The following is a 17,329-nucleotide window of genomic DNA, read 5'->3' as shown; positions in this document are numbered from 1 at the left end:
ATGAAAGAAAAACTATGAAAAAAATCATGAAAGATAAAACTGTAAATGACAAAATCTTTAATTCTGGCATAAAAAATGAAAATGTTCTCTTTCCTATTTTCTTTCTCTACCTTTTAGTTGACTTTTTTTCTTGAATATTTATTCCTGATTTTTATTTTAAACCTGCACTGATCTCATAGATTTTTGCAAGAAACTCGACATTCTGAACCGCATTCTGTTCGATTCCCAAATCAGATGGAGAAAAACCAAGAGCAAGGCCCAGTAGCTGAGAATAGTGAAGGACAGGGATCGAGTAATCCATTTCGAATTTTTCATTGACTGCGAGCTGTCCCCTATCAAATTGCAGGTGGCAGAAAGGACATGCATTAACAATGCAGTCAACTCCTGCTTGCCGAATACAGGCAAGCTTGTGCTCAAGCATCTCAAGGGATTCAGTAGCATGTCCTGAGCGTACTCCTCCTCCGGCTCCACAGCACATCATCTTGTCGGTGTAATCTACACTTTTTGCACCTGTGGCTTCAACAAGTTCGTCAAAGAAAATCGGAGCCTCCGTTTCTCCAAGATTTCTATCCCTAGAAGGCTTGATAAGATGACATCCGTAGTGTAGTGCCACTTTGAGGTCAAGTGGGGTTGTGATATATTCCTTGAGTGCCTCAGGCCCAAATTCTTTATATAGATATTCTATTATGTGCCTGACCTCAACAGTGCCTTTGAACTCCATGCCGATTTCTTTAAGGCAATTATTCGTGCTCGCCTTTAATTCAGGATCTTTTTTCAGTTCCAGATTAGCATCCGCCAGAGAGCCGTAGCAACCATTGCAGACCGTAAGTACATCTCTACTCATCTTTTCAGAAAGAACTATATTCCGGCTGGCAAGGGCAAGCCAGGTTGCTTTATCAAAGGACTTGAAGACTCCTGGAGCAGGACAGCAGGAAGCTCCTGGCAGATCGGATACGTCTATATCAAGCTTTTGCAGGCAGAGCTTAGTTGCTTTTTCAATTCCAGGGTAACGGTTGGGTACGATGCATCCAAGAAATAGTGATAGTTTTTCCATATTCTGTGCCTCCTTATTTTTCAGCCGTTAGCTCGTCAAATTTGCATGCTTTGAGAAGATTCCTTACCTCTTGAAGGGCTTCAGGATACTTCTGGACAGTCTCAGGTATTGGATCAAGACCCAGTTCTTCCCTCTTTTTCTTTGTTTCTTCATCCAGAGGGACTGAATGTCCGAATTCCATGACCATTTCCGAGACCTTCCTGTGCTCTGGAAGCATGAAACCTTTTTTTACTGCAAGTCTTCTGAGCTCAAGGATGGCATCAGTAATTGGTATCTCGCGCGGGCAGCGTTCCTGGCAGGTGTAGCAGGTTGTACAGAGCCAGAGGGCATCATCTGATAGAACAGTAGCTCTGTTCTTGCGTGCGTCCCGAAGAATTCTTCGCGTATTGAGCCCGGTGTGACGTCCTGAAGGACAACTCCCTGTGCATATGCCACACTGCATGCAGGAAAATAAGTCAAGCCCTGCATCCTTTAACACTTTTGGCAATTCTTCACTCATACAGGTTCACTGTCTGATTTTATATTGGTTATCCCGTTTTTAAAAAAATAAGTGTAACCGAAAGAAACAGGTCAGGATGAAACACTGCCGTTAATTCAGGATGCTGATGGGCAGAGTTTCCAATTTCAAATGATAAATTCATTCGAACTGATTTATTCAGAGAATTTTCAGTCGAATCCTCAGTTGAATTCTGTACTAAAGAATTCTTTATTATATATTTGTATTACTCTTATGATATTTAACATGAGCTAAATTATCCGGGATTAAAATCCGGATCAAGGGTAATTACAGGTTATGAGCACTCACTTGAAAAATTATAGAATAGGATGATACAATTCCTTCAGGAGGAAGTTAACCGTATTTTTTGATTTTATTTCAGTCAAATATATCGCGAGCTTGCTGCGGGAACGGAAAACTTCCCACATAACCTTTGAAAAATTATCGATTTCATGTAAAGAGGTAAAAATTTAAGAACGACTTCCAATGCAAAATCAATAGCCATCAGGCAAGAAAATTCCTTAACCGATGACCAATGGAAGAGGATACAATTATTCTGTTAATTCACTTTTTCTATCCGCGCTATTGTCCCGTTCTCAAGATATGCTATCCTATGGCAGACATGACGCAGAACTTCAATGTCATGGGATACGAACAGATAAGAAACTCCAGTTTCATCCTGTATCTTCTGCATAAGCCTCAGTATCTGGGCCTGTACCGAGACATCCAGCATTGAGGTTGGTTCATCTGCAACTATCAGCTCCGGTTTAACGGATAGAATTCTTGCAAGCACTATGCGCTGTATCTCTCCGCCGCTAAGCTGGGAAGGGTAACGATGAAGGTGCTCCATGTGAAGGCCTACAAGCTCTACGAGTTCACCAATTTTTTCTGAAAGCTCATTTTTTCTCATACTTGAGTGAATTCTCAGCGGCTCTGCTATGCTTTCAAATCCCTTCATCCTAGGGTTCAATGATGTTTCAGGATGCTGAAATATCATTTGTATTTTCGGGAGTATAGTTGATATGGTTTTCCTGTCTGAAATGTCCTTACCTTTGAATATGATATTACCTGAACTAGGTTTTTCAAGACCTGTGATACATTTACCGACTGTGGTTTTCCCTGAACCGCTTTTGCCAAACAGCCCAAGAGTTTCTCCTTTTGAAATAGAGAAGTTAATGTCCTTGATTATTTCATTAGAATCAAATGACTTGGACAGAGATTTCACACTCAGTACATGTGACATCTGACCATGCCTCCATCAAATTTTCTTAGAAGGGGATGCTCACTAACACATGAAGCAGAATTAAATCTACATCGCTGGCTAAAGAAACATCCTGTCGGCAGGAATATTCTGCTTGGGCTCTGCCCTGGGAGAGGTACAAGTCCATTGCGAGGAAGGGCACTGATAAGTCCCTGTGTGTATGGGTGTGAAGGAGAATCAATAATCTTTTTTACCCTATTCACCTCAACTATCTCTCCTGAATACATAACTGCTATCCGATCACATATCCGGAGAGCAAAATCAAGGTCATGGGTGATTATCAGCATTGTTCTTTTGTGATCTGCCTTGATATGCATGAACAATTCACAGATCTTATCCATAGAATCTGGATCCAGTCCTTTTGTTGGTTCATCAGCTATGAGCAGCTCAGGATCTGAACAAAGAGCAATTGCAGCCAGAAGCCTTTGCTTCATGCCACCTGAAAGCTGGTATGGATACGAATTATACACTTTAGTTAAATCTTTAAAAAATAATCGGCTCATTATTGAGATGACTTTTTTTCGTTTCTCCGGCAAAGTAATATTTTTGTTATCAAAAACCTCAATAACCTGTTTCCCATTTTTCAGAACAGGATTCAGGGATTTTGCAGGATTTTGGGGTATCAGTGAAATTTCCTTGCCCCTTATTTTTTTCATTTCCTTTATGTCCATTTTTAGCAGATCCGTACCATGGAAATAGATACTCCCATTCACATGGGCATTGTTTGCAAGTAAACGCAGCACAGATTGCCCTATAACAGACTTGCCAGAACCTGTTTCCCCAATAATCCCAATGCATTCTCCTCTTCTAATATTCAGTGAAACCTTGTTCACGGCTTTCACATATCCTTCATTGGTTTCAAAAAAAACATCAAGGTCACGAATTTCAAGAATATTTCCCGATATGTTCAATAAATATCACCACCTCTGTCCTGAGGATCGAGAATGTCTCGCATTCCATCACCGATTATGCTGAAAATAACCACAAAAGTTGTTATTGCCATTCCAGGGAAAATTGTCTGGAAAGGCGCTGTCCTCATATAGGCTTTTCCTGCACTCAGCATGGCACCCCATTCTGGAATATCGGCAGGAAGCCCGATACCCAAAAAACTCAGGGCAGATATGGAAAGAATGACATGTCCAATGTCAATTGTCGCAAGGACAAGGATAGGAGCTATAGAATTGGGAACAATATGCCTTAATAGTACCCTGATATCTCCTATACCTATCATCTTTGCTGAAAGAACATATTCGTTCTTTTTAACCGAAATCACCTGTCCCCGCATCAGCCGGGCGTAACCTGCCCACTGGACGATTGAAAGCGCAATTATGATATTTACGACACCAGTGCCAAGCATACTCATTACTGTCAGGACAAAGATTATCCCCGGAAATGCAAGGAATAGGTCTATAAGTCTCGAGATCACATCATCCGCATAGCCTTCACAGTAACCTGCCATGCATCCCAGAAAAACGCCGGACACAAGAGATATCAAAACAACACCAAATGATATCAATAGGGATGTATGAGCTCCAATCATTATTCTGCTCAACATATCACGTCCGAGATAGTCGGTGCCAAGTAAGTGTTCTGATGAAGGACCAAGATTTTTGTTATTAAGATTTACCTCGTTGGGATCAGATGGGACGATACATGGAGCAATTAGGGCGATTGACATTAGAGTAAAAAGAAGGACGAGGGCAATCAGCATGTCCTTTCTCCTGAAGATCATCTGTATGTGGTCTTCACTTATGATGCTGTCAGGAATTTTTATATTTTTCATTATAACCACGTTTTAATCATATTTTATTCTTGTATCCAGATACGTATAGAAGATATCCACCAGGAAATTTATCATAAGAAACATTGCCACTATACACATTACACAACCCTGCACGACAGGGATGTCACGAGCAGATATCGAATTGACAAGGAGACTGCCTATTCCAGGCCATGTAAATACCTGTTCTATAACAATGGAACCGCCAAGCAGGTGCCCCATCTGAAAGCCAAGAACTGTTATCACTGGTAGCAGAGCATTTTTCATAGCATGCCTTAAGACTATAGTTCTTGTGGAAAGTCCCTTAGCTACGGCAAATTTTATGTAATCCTGACCAAGTGTCTCAAGCATGCTTGTTCTTGTAATCCTCATCACCGATGCTATCGAATGTGATGAGAGCGCAAGGGCTGGCAGGAAAAGATTCTCCAGACTACCATAACCCGTTGCAGGTATCAGTTTGAGCTTGACTGAGAAAAGCAGGATAAGAAGAAGGCCGATCCAGAATCCCGGCATTGAAACTCCGAAAAGGCTGACAAACCTGAGAATATGGTCTGACAACTTATTCTGTTTCAGGGCAGAATACACTCCCAGGCTTATACCTAAAACAACAGTTATCAACATACTTGATGTCGCCAGCAGGATTGTTGCCGGCAGACGTAGTTTCAGAAGATATATCACAGGTTTATGATATACATAGGAAGTACCGATGTCACCGTTTAACAGAAAATTTTTCAACCATTCGAAAAACTGAATGTATAGAGGGTCATTGAGGTTATATTTTTCTGAAAATTGCACCAATTGCTCTTCTGTGGCTGTTTGTTCCAGGCCTATAAAAGTATGTTTGAGAATTATCTCTGTAGTTTCTCCAGGTATCATATGCATCAAGAAAAATGTCAGTGCACACGCCACAAAAAGTGTGATCAGCATGGATGCAAATCGTTTTAGTAAATATTTGTGCATGTACCCCTCCTGAAAAAAAGAAGACCGGAATTACCGGTCATTTCAAAATAGAGTTTATTTCTCAATATACATCCCGGCGTTAATGCGATAGTCGTGAGCTGTTGGGTCAAAAATGTAACCCTTGACCGTATCTTTCTTAACAATATCACAACCATAATAAGCCACAAGGATCATTGGCTGTTCTTCGTATACTATTTTTTCAACCTCGTTGAATTTCGCATATCTCTCTTCCTGATTGGTGATGCCTTTTGTTTCTTCTATGAGTTTATCGACTTCAGGATTTGAGTATCCGGGCTTATTGTCTGTACCGTTTGTGCTATACCAGTTGGTAAGGATAAATTCAGGATCAGGTACCATTGCGATGGCGAATGGTGCAAGACTCAGATCCCAGTTTCCTTCTTTTTGCCTCTCAAGAATATCACCGTATTCCAGCACTTCAGGTGTCACTTTTATGCCGATTTTACTTAGCTGTGCTGCAATAGCCTCTGCCATTGGAGGAAGTCCGGGCCTTGTTGAAAATGTCATGAGAGTAAGTTCCAGCTTCTGACCATCTTTATCTCTTATCCCATCTCCATCAGTGTCAATCCAGCCTGCTTCAGTCAGAAGTGAATCTGCTTTTTTATAGTCCTGCTTGTAGGGTTCAAGGTCTTTGTTAGTCCAGACCATGTTAGGAAGGAAAGGTCCGGCTGCAGGTTCGCCTACATTATAGAGTACATTTTTTACAATGCTATCTCTGTCAATTGCATAAGAGATCGCCTGCCTGACTCTGGTATCGTTTAACTTGTCCTTTGCAAGATTTACGTCTATCTTATAAACTCTGGGTTCCACGTGTTTTTCTACATTAATACCCTCAAGAGCATCAATCCTGTCGGTTTCACTGTATGGTACATCTACTGTAAAATCGATATCTCCGCTTTCTATTGCTATTGCTCTTGTGTTAGGATCTGGCATACCTTTGATTACCATTCTATCAAGGCCTACTTTTCCTCCCCACCAATTCTTATTCTTAACAACTGTAAGTACATTGGTCTGCTCGTCAAATGACTCAAACATATATGGACCGGTGCTTATAAGTTTTATCAGGTCCCCGTTTTCATCTACCGAATTCCTGTTTATTATTGCAGTACAGGGATAGTGAAGTACAGCTGGAAGCATCGTATTGAGGTCAGCTGTTTTTATGAGCAGAGTATAGTTATCTTTTACTTCTATAGATTTTATATTCAACATTGATGCAACATTGACATTCCTGCTAATGGCTCTATCCAACGAGAATTTTACATCTTCTGCAGTCATGTTGGTTCCATCATGGAACTTGACATCCTTCCTTAGCTTGAATTCCCATGTATTATTGTCAAGCTGCTGCCATGATGTTGCAAGACCTGGTGCCAGTGAAAAATCCTCATTTGTTGTCACAAGAGTTTCCACAACCAGAGCTTTTTCACATATTACCTTCATGTCTTCAGCTGGATCAATAGATTCTATGTCCCACATTTCCCCAATTGTCAGTTCCTTAACGTCACTTTCGTTACTTACATCGGCTTTACCTGAATCGAGACAACCAGAAATTGCCATTGCGACTACCATAAGCATAGCCATAAGCAAAAATGAGTCTGCTTTCTTTCTGTACATAGTTCTACCTCTTTTAAAATTATTTTTTACCGTAGAGCATGTAATAATCGTAATTGTACCCGATTCGTTTCCAGAAAGACATGTATTGCTTCTGTATTTTCCTGATGTGAGATATATCATAGGCATCGATTTTTGAAAATCCGGCATTCTTAAGATATTGCCTAGACTCTTTCAGTGAAGTGCCGCTGGCATTGGGAAGCGATGCTGTCAGTTCTTTAGAATAGTGGCCTTCCCATGGATTTGCTTGTTCAAAAATAAGAATTCCAAGACTGCTTATAAAACGTCTGACTCGAGTGTTTAGAGAACCGTCGTCCCAGATCCCATCGATAATTATGGCATAACCTCCATCTCTAAGGACTCTGTTCCAGTTCTTTATAGCTGTTTTCGGGTTGGGGAGAGTCCACAGAAGGTGACGAGTTATTACCACGTCGAAGTTTTTTTCATCAAAAGGAGGATTTTCGGCATCGCCTTTAAGAAATTTAATGGATAGCCCCTGGGACATGGATTTTAGGCGTCCTTTTTCCATCATTTTCTCGGAAAGATCAAGACCTGTGACGTTATGTCCCATCTCTGCAAAAAGAATGCTTAGCTCACCTGTTCCACAACCTACATCCAGAACATCAAGTTTTCCTTCTGGAATGATCTTTTTGAACATTGTCTTCCAAGCATCAGCTTCCTCAAGACTTTTTACTTTGTGCCCATGCTGTGTGTCATAGGTAGCTGAAGATTCATCCCATTTGCTTGTAATGAGTTCTTTGATTTGTTTGTTTTCAAGAGTCATGGGGCGTTATAATAATAAAAAAATATAAATAATTCACTTTATTGATAATGTTTATTAGTAGGATTAGTAATGTTTATTAGTAGGATTAGTAATGTTTATTAGTAGTAATACAAAGAGTCTAGTAGTATAAATTAATAACTAATACATTTATTGTGTGACTTCATTATGTGACGGCCTTGAATGAAGTTCTATGAATTATTTAATTAACAATATAAATATATTAGAGATCATTTTGGTAATTTATGTTTTATTAACCTCCAAATTTCCTCATAGGCTACATTCAACATTGAGAAGTCTTGTTGCCAGGTTAAAAAAAGTTCATATCAACGTAATAAGCAAGATTTAAGAAAACAGGGAAGTCAAAATAGAATCCTATAATTGAAGATAAAAACATAAAGATAAGATTTATGAGGATGATTTATTTTAACAAAGAACAAAATTTTAACAAATTATATTTTTAGTCTAAAATAATTTCACTTTGAAACTTTTTTCGTTTTTTATTTTCACAACTCAAACAATTTCACTTTTATTCAGAATTTTACCTCAACCGGTAATCTATTCCGGAATACACTTTGTGATGATTCTAATTGTTCAAGTTTCAAAGCTCCATGAGGTCTCTTGTTACAACCACTGTATGAATTCTTCGAAAAATTTGGATCTTTCTCCAAACCTTTCGTATGTATAGAACTATTTCTCTATTTTCCGTTTGTCTGAGGATGTCTTACCATTGTAAATATTGGTTTAATTCCAGGTTATTCAATGCGCCTTAGGAGTTAAACTTACTATTCCATGAACCATCTTTATTGATCCTGTGAACTCTGAATTCACTCCATGATAAATTTCCTTAAAAGACATATGTCCCAGTACTCACTGACAAGTTCATCAATTACTTTAATGGTGTTCTCCATGTTACAATGAACATATTCTCCACCTGCAATTCATTTTTGATGACTCATCAAGAATGGCACAGACCTGCAAGCCTAATCTGGGGTTTTCATGCCAATCGATGCGTGCAGCAGACATGCTGTGTTCACGTTCGTATCTGTACCATTTTCACCTCTTATTTCTTTTATCGGTTCACACTGACAAGGTTCATGCTGAGTAGATATTTATGGATTCTGTTATGAGATATCCTGGATTATATTTGCCTTCCACGAGAATCTCAAAGTAATATACTCCAAACTTGTAATCTGAATAAGTTTGATCAATCAATTCCTTTTCATCAGAGAATAATGGCTTCTTTGGTATTCCAAGATAATTGCTAACCTGAAGAAGCTTACCAGCTTCAATGTATTCTTTATAGATCTGCTGAATTCGATGAGCTGAGGTTCAGAGGATCTCAGCTATCGTATAGGAGGATTCCCCTTTCAACTTTAGAGTAACAATCCAACGGATCTTTTTCCTGTCAAGTTTCACAAAAGATAAGGGATTCCAAATAACATAGTTAACACGAAATCATTTCGGGATAAAACATGTTTCTGCAATCCTTTTTCTGAGATATGTTCTTTTAGCTATTTTTATCTGAGATTTTTAGGAGAAATTTATTCCGAGATCTTTAAATCCGTTAAGTTTTGCAAGGTTGATCAGCAATGGTGTAAGCGATTCCATAGTATTTGCCTGCTTAAGAGGGCCTCCATCCAGGGGTTTCATGCATCCCATATGATCTGTAAGCTTAATGACCAGCTTCTTTGCTTCGGCATCATCACTACATACCAGCGCATGGTATACAGATTTGCACTTAACAATATCCCTCAATTTTCTTGCCGGGATGTTGTGGAAAGCTGCAACAACTTTTGTAGAAGCCGGGACATTTTTCTGAATTGCAAGAGCGGCTGAACCTTCCTCTGGAGGTTCATATACAAAAAGGTCTCCTTCCTTTTCCATCGGGACTACAGGAGTAATAAGAATCTTGTCTTCAAGAGCCTCACGAATCTCATGCAGCAAAGGCAAAACGTGGCCAAAACGAATAGTAAGAATTATTACTTCGGCTGCTTGCGCAGCTTCATGGTTACTGTTTCCTGTGATAGTTATCTTAGAAGTGTCAAACCCGCAGTTTTCAAGTTCGGAAATGGCTTTTTTTGCGGCTTCATTGGCAGCTTCCTTGGATCTGGATCCTATAATTACTTCGTTCTTTACGCCTTCAGCCATAAGGTTTTGAAGGGCCAGCCTGAGCACCATACCTTCTCCTATATTGCCAGTTCCTCCTAAGACAGCTATTTTTAACTTTTCAGAACTCAATTTGAAAAAACCTCCAGTTTGCTATATTTTCTATAAAATATGTTAGAAAGTAATTGCACCTTCTGTCTTTGTTAATTAAATTAAGATCGCTAATTAAATTAGAATATTATGTATAGCGACTCCAGATTTCTATAATTACTTTCATTAATCTGAATATTTATCTAGGACTATAAAACTAAACTCTTTTATTAATTTCGCTTTTCTCATTAAATATTTCTTTTAATAATTCAACACTCTAAACACACTATGAACAGACATCACAAAGATTTAGGAATATACATCGTTTATATTTTGCTTGAATTTTCATTCAAGCAGTAAAACCCCAACACATATAGTTTTTTCAGGTATGCAGAACTCAAGTACAAGTCCTGCCTTTTCCATTGCCTTCTGGAGATTTATTCCTACAGCCTCAGGTGCAAAACGCCTCAATTCCGGCTTTATGCATTTTTCAAGATTACAGATTTCGCATTCGTTGCATGAGCCAGGCCTCAGAAGATGCGCAAAAGTAAAGCCTTCCTTGAAAGCTTCATGTTCAAGCTTTAACATTTTATGGAAGGAGTCTTTACGAATGTCTTCCCAGACCTCATGGATATCCGAAACCTGTGAAGTATCGCGTTCTTCGATAAGTAGAAGCGCACTATTGTATTCTCCTATGATTTTTCTAAACTCATCAACCGATATAACATTAGGTGGACAGCTCAGTCTCCTTCCATAACCTCTGCAACCGTAAGCACACTTCAGAGCAATCCTGTTTTCAACCGGAATATCTTCTGCATCCACAAGGTAAGCCTTGAGACCCAACCCTGAAGCCTTTTCAACAAGATCTTCAAATTTTCCTAACATGATAACCCCTTTAAAAAAACCTTTTTGTTTTTCTGTCTTCTTTCTTCTTAATTTGTTATCTTTCCAATTATTTTTTACTTTGAGAAATGAATTGAGATCTTACTATCCATAACGTTAACTAGCTCTAAAATTAACTAGCTCTAAAATTAACTAGCTTTAAAGTTAACTAGCATTAAAGTTAACTAGCCCTAAAATTAACTAGCTCCAAAATTAACTAGCTCTAAAATTAACTAGCTCTAAAATTAACTAGCATTAAAGTTAACTAGCCCTAAAGTTATTTTTTATCTTTTAAGAAATCACTGAGAGAAATATAGTTTTGTTATGAAAAACAAGAATTATTATATTTACTATCTATATTTGCTCATAAATCCTTGCCATATTCACTACTGAATTGATATCTCTTAATTGATAACAGATAATTAGTAAAGGAATCTACATGATTAAAAAAGTACCTTTAACTGAATTGAAAAAACGGATGAGAAATTTTAGAAAACGGATGGATATCTCAAATCCTCAATGGGAGATAGCTGTTATCTTCAGCAAAATCAATCTTTATTATTTTACGGGTACGATGCAAGATGGAATGCTGATTATCCCTAAGCACGGAGAAGAAACTTTCTGGGTACGCCGCAGCTACGAAAGAGCCCTGGATGAATCCTTATTTCCAAATATAAAACCTATGAACAGTTTCCGTGATGCCACAAAGAGTATAAGTAGGCTTCCGAACACAGTATACCTTGAAACCGAAGTTGTTCCTCTAGCTTTGTACCAGAGATTTCAAAAATACTTCCCTTTTAAGAATGCCAAATCTGCTGACTCTCAAATTTGCGCTGTCAGAGCAGTAAAAAGCGAATATGAACTCTCGATAACAAGAGAAGCTGGTAGAATTCATCAGCATGTGCTGGAAGATCTTGTACCTGAAATGCTGCAGGAAGGAATGAGTGAAGTGGACCTGTCAACCGAAATATATTCAGTTATGGTTGAAGAAGGACATCACGGATTATGCCGTTTTGGAATGTTCGATACCGAGATGATCCTGGGAAATGTCTGTTTTGGTGAAAGTTCAATTTATCCTTCTTACTTTAACGGACCTGGAGGAATCTACGGGATGTGTCCTGCAGTTCCCCTGATTGGAAGCCGTGAGAGAAAGCTGAAAAAAGGAGATCTGGTATTCATTGATATTGGATGTGGGATTGAAGGTTATAACACGGATAAAACGACCACATACATGTTTGGTTCTTCGCTTCCACAATATGCCATAGATGCCCATAATAAATGTGTGGAGATACAGAACGAAGCTGCTTCAATGTTAAAACCAGGTGCTATTCCCTCGGAAATCTACAATACCATAATGAATAAGCTCGATTCGGAATTTCTTCAGAACTTTATGGGTTTTGGCAACCGCAAAGTTAAATTCATAGGCCATGCGGTTGGATTACTAATCGACGAAACGCCTGTGATTGCTGAAGGATTTGATGAGCCCCTCCAGGAAGGAATGGTATTTGCTCTCGAACCTAAAAAAGGAATTGAAAATATAGGAATGGTAGGGATTGAAAATACTTTCATAGTAACTGCTAAAGGCGGAGAGTGTATTACAGGAGATAATCCGGGATTGATTCAAGTATTTTAATTGCGAATCAAACATCCAGGGAATCAAGCATCTAGAAGGTTTCTTACTAACAGGTGATTATATTTCCAGATGCCTGAAAACGGCATTTTTTCTTTCCGAAAAATACTTTCCTTAACCTGGAAGCATTTTTCAATCCATAGGTTAGAAAGTGCCACCCACCAGCTTGCCTGACGGCGCTTGCGGAAGCTTATCCCGAAGAGGCAATAGTCCAACAGTTCGTTGGACAATTACCTCGGGAACTGGCTAAACAAGGCTGATATGTCCATTTTTCCTGATTTGATCGATAACTGCAAAATCAAATTTCATTTTTATGAACTCTGCCTGCCTTTACAATACCAAAAAAACCTCTCTCCCCATTCAATGGCCTTCGAGTCAGAACTGAATAATCCTGTACTGATGTCGTATTCAACGTTTCCGTTTTTGTACAGGCTCAGAGAAAGGTGTTTATCCGTAACAATGAGCCCCACTTTGATATCTTGATCCATGACAATTAATTTGAAGTTTTCATAATCTTTCAGTGCTTCTACTTTTTCCAAGTAAGGTGATTGATTCAATTCTTCTGCAACATGAAGAGAAATTATAAGCTCAACAGGGATTCCTTCTTTCACTCTTTCAAAGATTGAATCAGCATATCCGCTGGTCACTACGGACGATATGCCATATATATGATCTGCTTCTTTAATTATTTTTAACTGGTTGTTATAGACATTAAGGATCTTCATACCTTTATCTTTGAGGACTTCAGACTCGTAAAGACATCCGATTTCTTTTAACAGAGGACCGGGAATTCCTTCAAGGTAATGTCTCAACCAGAAATGCTTAAATTTATTAATTGTCCAAAATGTTATAAAAGAGTCAGCTACTTCTAAAGCTACAACTTTTCCTGCTGGCGTCAGGAAATACTCACGTCCTTTCATTTCTATTAGACGATCTGCTTCGAGTTTCCTGAGCTTTGGAATTATAACCTGAGAAGTGCTTCCGGTAATTTCACGCAGCTGAGAAAGCTTTCTGCTGCCTTCATTTAATGACAGAAGTATCTCTGTTAGAAGTCTTGACCTGTATATTGCCTGAATGCCATCGCTCATCTCTTTATAAATTTCGAAGCTGTTCATTTCCTGTCGCCACATCTACAGATTTTTTCCCTACTTTCTTATTAAATTGTTTTGACATAATATATCCTTTTCTTTTGTTGAGGCATGTTTGTTGCTACCTTTTTATTAATTTTATAACAAAGTGAAGGGGAAGAATATGCAGATTATTTGCTAAAAGTAGATCGAATTTCAAACGTCGATTAAAGCTCTGAAATCTCGTCATTTTCGATGAGAAAGAGGTGCGACTTAATGAATGTTAATCAGGCTGATGAAATATTCATCGACGTAACAAATGTATAGGAGAAAATTAAGAGAAATTTTTGAATGTGAAGTTCAAACAAACCTTCCAGAGCATATTTGAACTTCACATGCCCTGAGGCAAGGAAATGATAGCTTAAGAATATTTAAGGCTTGCTTGATCCTGCCTCCTGGGTAAAAATACACGAGGTAAAGGCATGAGAACAAGAAATGACTCAGGAATAGGTATGCTAATTTTAGCAATACTGCTGGTTGGTATGATGTTAGTACCAACTGTTAATGCACAGGAAGAAAACAGTCATAGTGTAACTGCAGAGGAAGCCTTTAAGCATGCAAATACGCGCATGATAAGGTTTATAGCAACCGATACAGAAAAATTTGGAAGCTGGAAAGGGGCATCTATTGATCCCAAACCACTGGAGCTTTATGATATAAATGGTCAAAAATTGTATTATCAATTTTCAGTATATGAAAATAATAAAACAATAGGTAAAATCGATGTTGGTGCCAATAAAACACTGGGGCAGCCAATCCAAGTCATCGAATTTAACCCGATACCGTTTAACATGACTGAAGTTATGGAAAAGTCAATCGAAACTGCTAAAAGCAATTACCCAACTGGAGAAATCAAATCAACTAAGATGGTTGTATATAGCTATCCCAAAATAGGGGCAATGACCGTAGTAAAAGACAAGACTACAGGAGACGAACATCGGATATTTGTGGATGCATATACCCTTGATGTGGTACCAGATGAGCCTACAACTGAAACAAAACTTGGAGTCTGCTCAATCTATGAACAAAAGTCAAAGAATGAAATAGACGAGAATTTGAAAAAGTGGCAAAAAAGTGATGAGCTTACTAAATCTATAGAACATGCAGCAACTATTAAGGGAATTAATATTAATATGCCAGTCACTGAAGAAGATATCAAAAAACTTAGTGACGACACAACAATAGTGGGAAGAAGTACAAGTTATTATCTCGATACTACTTTATATGGGCAAGAAAATGATCATTACTGTGCTCCAGCATGTGGCCAAATGATTGCTGATTATTATGATGTATTTCATACCCAAGATTATATATATCAAAAGATGGGCCCAGGTTATACTACTGGCGGGAATGTCATTAATAATAATCAGTTAAATTACTATAAACCATCCAATGGATTAAATAAACCTAATTCAGCATATGTTACAGTCTTTACGTTTAGTCAAGCGGTTTCTGAAATTAATAATAATAGACCCTTCGTAAGTATAAGAGATAGTCACTCTAGAGTTTGTAGTGGATACTTAAGTAATTACCCGGAATATTTATTGGCAATCGACGATCCATTACCTGAGGATTATGGTTATTCTTATATGGAAACGTTTGGTTCAGAAGATTACCGTGTATATGTGAGGAGTTAAAAACTCCTCGTTTTTTTAGAAGGTGGTAATTTGAGTAAAATCAGTAAAGTAATTGCTGTTTTTAGCAGTGTTCTAGCTCTTATAATACTCGGGGGGTTGTTTACAAGTGCACCAGTTGACACAAAGGCACCAGTTGATACGAAAATGTCAGTTCAAGAAAAACAAGTAGCTGGCTTTTTTATTGAATTTGAAGAGGGGACTACTGAGCCTGAAGTTAAAGCCATTCTTGAAAACTGCAACATGACTATAAACACCATAGATTACAATTCTGATATTATGCCAAGTAGGTACTACATGATATTAGATAGAGATAAAACAATAAATATAGAGGAATTGGTAGATGATATAAACTTGACTGGCCCTGTAAGAAAAGGAAGTAATTATATATTAACGGTAACGGAACAAGCTATTCAGGATAAAAATTTCCTCGCAATACTGGAAAAAAACAATCTTCCAATGAAAAAATCCGTATATTGTTATATTGGTTTAGAAGATGAATCTAAGAATGGTGGTATTCCAGAGAAAGATGCATTCCAAATTGCAAATGAGCTTGAAAGAAATGAAAAGGTGCTGACCGCATCTCCAGATACGAAGGTATATCATTTATTAATTGAATTTGAAGATGGAACCACCGAGCCTGAAGTTAAAGCCATTCTTGAAAAATACAACATGACTATGAACACCATAGAATATAATTCTGACCTTCAGCCAGAAAGGTACTACCTAAAGGTAGACGCAGATAAAAGAATGGGCGTAAGAGATGAATTGAGAAAAGATGAAAATTGGACTGATCATATATATTTTAACCATGATATCAAAAAAGGAAATAGTTATATAATTACGGTAACTGAACAAGCTATTCAGGATGAAAATTTCCTTGCAATACTGGAGAAAGATAATCTTCAAGTGAAAAACTCCGTCCTATGTTGTATTACTCTTGGGGATGGAGCTAAGAATTGGATTTGGGAGAGCGATGAAAGAAAAATAGAAAACGAGCTTAAAATGAATGAGAAGGTATTGACTGTAGTATTTTCCGGCAGTACCTAATAAGAGCCTATCCGAAAAATGTTATAAACTAATGCTTCTATTCTGATATATAGAAGACACATTTTAATACTACTGGAATAAACCTTTAACAAACGAACATGGTTTTAAAAATTAAAGCCTCGGTTTTGTGTATTTAAGGTTAAGCGTATATTTTGGCATCAATAGAAATTTATGTGCCTAAAAAACCTGAATTCAAGTTGTAATACTTTATGATCTCAATTTTTTAATAGTATATTAGTAGCTGGTTGATATTCTGTCGTTTGAATAATTAAGTCTTGTATAAAGCTAATGTTTAATCGATTAATAGAAAACTGACATTGAGATAAAGCTGTTCAAGGCTCATATTTTGAGCCATTTCAGCAACTCCGACTCCACAGCCGGATTCACAAAATATTTTGTAAACTTGCCTTCTACTTCGGAGGAAATAATATCATCTTCCCTTAATTTTTTTATATGCCAGTGAGTAGTGCTTTTGTCTAAGTTCAGCTTTTCTGAAATTTCCTGATTTGTAATCTCGGGATTTTCCAGAATATTAAGGAGTATTTGTTTTCTTGTACTGCCTTTGAGATGTGAGATTATTGTTTTATCGTTGTTTGTGAAAACATTGGAATTTTGAAAGACTCTTGTGAACTTTCCTTCCCTCGTTAAAGTTAACTCCTCTTCGGCTTTGAGTGTTTTGATCTGATATCTTATAGATCCCAGGCTAATTTTCAGGTTTCTTGAAATTTCGGATGGCGTACACCCAGGCTCATTCAGCACATAATTAATAATTCTCTTTTTGTTGACATTTTTACTTAGGCTCCTTATCTGACCAAGAATTATGGGAGCCAGTTTGAAAAAGGAAAAGAA

16 protein-coding genes and 1 pseudogene are annotated in these 17,329 nt (G+C 37.8%); 3 read left to right on the top strand and 14 right to left on the bottom strand.

The window, feature by feature from the left end; all coding sequences use genetic code 11:
- Positions 1–151 precede the first annotated feature (151 nt).
- The 11 genes and pseudogenes from hdrB to A9239_RS10540 form a co-directional block, all read right to left on the bottom strand.
- A complete protein-coding gene (gene hdrB / locus A9239_RS10585) occupies positions 152–1,054 on the bottom strand; it encodes a CoB--CoM heterodisulfide reductase subunit B (RefSeq protein ID WP_048122137.1) in 903 nt (300 codons plus the stop codon).
- A gap of 13 nt (positions 1,055–1,067) precedes the next feature.
- A complete protein-coding gene (gene hdrC / locus A9239_RS10580) occupies positions 1,068–1,553 on the bottom strand; it encodes a CoB--CoM heterodisulfide reductase subunit C (protein ID WP_048122139.1) in 486 nt (161 codons plus the stop codon).
- Between the two features lie 556 nt (positions 1,554–2,109).
- Entirely contained in the window at positions 2,110–2,793 is a 684-nt protein-coding gene (locus tag A9239_RS10575; protein ID WP_048122141.1) for an ABC transporter ATP-binding protein, read from the bottom strand.
- Positions 2,778–3,722 (bottom strand): ABC transporter ATP-binding protein, encoded by a 945-nt coding sequence (locus A9239_RS10570; protein WP_230629001.1) that lies wholly within the window; start codon positions 3,720–3,722, stop codon positions 2,778–2,780. Before A9239_RS10570 ends, A9239_RS10575 begins: the two co-directional genes overlap by 16 nt.
- Positions 3,719–4,594: an ABC transporter permease gene (locus A9239_RS10565; protein ID WP_052712934.1), complete on the bottom strand. Its 876-nt coding sequence runs from the start codon at positions 4,592–4,594 to the stop codon at positions 3,719–3,721. The genes A9239_RS10570 and A9239_RS10565 overlap by 4 nt, the downstream gene beginning before the upstream one ends.
- A gap of 12 nt (positions 4,595–4,606) precedes the next feature.
- Entirely contained in the window at positions 4,607–5,551 is a 945-nt protein-coding gene (locus tag A9239_RS10560; protein WP_048122145.1) for an ABC transporter permease, read from the bottom strand.
- Positions 5,552–5,605: 54 nt separating this feature from the next.
- On the bottom strand, positions 5,606–7,180 hold the full coding sequence (locus A9239_RS10555; protein WP_048156382.1) for an ABC transporter substrate-binding protein: 1,575 nt from the start codon (positions 7,178–7,180) through the stop codon (positions 5,606–5,608).
- 19 nt (positions 7,181–7,199) lie between these two features.
- A complete protein-coding gene (locus tag A9239_RS10550) occupies positions 7,200–7,961 on the bottom strand; it encodes a class I SAM-dependent methyltransferase (RefSeq protein ID WP_048122148.1) in 762 nt (253 codons plus the stop codon).
- A 530-nt stretch (positions 7,962–8,491) separates the two neighbouring features.
- Positions 8,492–9,377: pseudogene (locus A9239_RS18350) on the bottom strand (IS481 family transposase).
- A 114-nt stretch (positions 9,378–9,491) separates the two neighbouring features.
- On the bottom strand, positions 9,492–10,199 hold the full coding sequence (gene npdG / locus A9239_RS10545; protein ID WP_048122150.1) for an NADPH-dependent F420 reductase: 708 nt from the start codon (positions 10,197–10,199) through the stop codon (positions 9,492–9,494).
- 303 nt (positions 10,200–10,502) lie between these two features.
- Complete coding sequence (locus A9239_RS10540; protein WP_048122152.1) at positions 10,503–11,042, bottom strand: DUF2284 domain-containing protein; 540 nt, start codon at positions 11,040–11,042, stop codon at positions 10,503–10,505.
- A 436-nt stretch (positions 11,043–11,478) separates the two neighbouring features.
- On the opposite strand from A9239_RS10540, the gene A9239_RS10535 reads away from it, so the two are divergent.
- Complete coding sequence (locus A9239_RS10535; RefSeq protein ID WP_048156385.1) at positions 11,479–12,672, top strand: Xaa-Pro peptidase family protein; 1,194 nt, start codon at positions 11,479–11,481, stop codon at positions 12,670–12,672.
- Between the two features lie 23 nt (positions 12,673–12,695).
- Here A9239_RS10535 and A9239_RS19000 read toward each other — a convergent pair whose 3' ends face one another.
- Both A9239_RS19000 and A9239_RS10530 read right to left on the bottom strand, forming a co-directional pair.
- Complete coding sequence (locus tag A9239_RS19000) at positions 12,696–12,899, bottom strand: hypothetical protein (protein WP_054864253.1); 204 nt, start codon at positions 12,897–12,899, stop codon at positions 12,696–12,698.
- Between the two features lie 81 nt (positions 12,900–12,980).
- Positions 12,981–13,784: a winged helix-turn-helix domain-containing protein gene (locus tag A9239_RS10530; RefSeq protein WP_048156387.1), complete on the bottom strand. Its 804-nt coding sequence runs from the start codon at positions 13,782–13,784 to the stop codon at positions 12,981–12,983.
- A gap of 434 nt (positions 13,785–14,218) precedes the next feature.
- Between A9239_RS10530 and A9239_RS10525 the strand changes: the two genes are divergently transcribed.
- Both A9239_RS10525 and A9239_RS10520 read left to right on the top strand, forming a co-directional pair.
- On the top strand, positions 14,219–15,433 hold the full coding sequence (locus tag A9239_RS10525) for a C39 family peptidase (RefSeq protein ID WP_141706433.1): 1,215 nt from the start codon (positions 14,219–14,221) through the stop codon (positions 15,431–15,433).
- Positions 15,434–15,463: 30 nt separating this feature from the next.
- A complete protein-coding gene (locus tag A9239_RS10520) occupies positions 15,464–16,480 on the top strand; it encodes a UPF0228 family protein (RefSeq protein ID WP_052712935.1) in 1,017 nt (338 codons plus the stop codon).
- Positions 16,481–16,819: 339 nt separating this feature from the next.
- Here A9239_RS10520 and A9239_RS10515 read toward each other — a convergent pair.
- A partial coding sequence (locus A9239_RS10515) for a winged helix-turn-helix transcriptional regulator (protein WP_083250217.1) occupies positions 16,820–17,329 on the bottom strand: 510 nt, incomplete at its 5' end.

This window comes from Methanosarcina sp. A14 (assembly GCF_001729375.1).
GTDB classification, from domain to species: Archaea; Halobacteriota; Methanosarcinia; order Methanosarcinales; family Methanosarcinaceae; genus Methanosarcina; species Methanosarcina barkeri.
The sequence above is the reverse complement of the archived record's forward strand: the minus strand, read 5'-3'. Positions and strand labels throughout refer to the sequence as shown.

Excerpts from the sequence above, each read along its gene's own strand:
- hdrB (WP_048122137.1), bottom strand. The coding sequence starts at position 1,054 with ATGGAAAAACTATCACTATTTCTTGGATGCATCGTACCCAACCGTTAC.
- hdrC (WP_048122139.1), bottom strand. The coding sequence starts at position 1,553 with ATGAGTGAAGAATTGCCAAAAGTGTTAAAGGATGCAGGGCTTGACTTA.
- A9239_RS10575 (WP_048122141.1), bottom strand. The coding sequence starts at position 2,793 with ATGTCACATGTACTGAGTGTGAAATCTCTGTCCAAGTCATTTGATTCT.
- A9239_RS10565 (WP_052712934.1), bottom strand. The coding sequence starts at position 4,594 with ATGAAAAATATAAAAATTCCTGACAGCATCATAAGTGAAGACCACATA.
- A9239_RS10560 (WP_048122145.1), bottom strand. The coding sequence starts at position 5,551 with ATGCACAAATATTTACTAAAACGATTTGCATCCATGCTGATCACACTT.
- A9239_RS10555 (WP_048156382.1), bottom strand. The coding sequence starts at position 7,180 with ATGTACAGAAAGAAAGCAGACTCATTTTTGCTTATGGCTATGCTTATG.
- A9239_RS10550 (WP_048122148.1), bottom strand. The coding sequence starts at position 7,961 with ATGACTCTTGAAAACAAACAAATCAAAGAACTCATTACAAGCAAATGG.
- A9239_RS10540 (WP_048122152.1), bottom strand. The coding sequence starts at position 11,042 with ATGTTAGGAAAATTTGAAGATCTTGTTGAAAAGGCTTCAGGGTTGGGT.
- A9239_RS10535 (WP_048156385.1), top strand. The coding sequence starts at position 11,479 with ATGATTAAAAAAGTACCTTTAACTGAATTGAAAAAACGGATGAGAAAT.
- A9239_RS10530 (WP_048156387.1), bottom strand. The coding sequence starts at position 13,784 with ATGAACAGCTTCGAAATTTATAAAGAGATGAGCGATGGCATTCAGGCA.
- A9239_RS10525 (WP_141706433.1), top strand. The coding sequence starts at position 14,219 with ATGAGAACAAGAAATGACTCAGGAATAGGTATGCTAATTTTAGCAATA.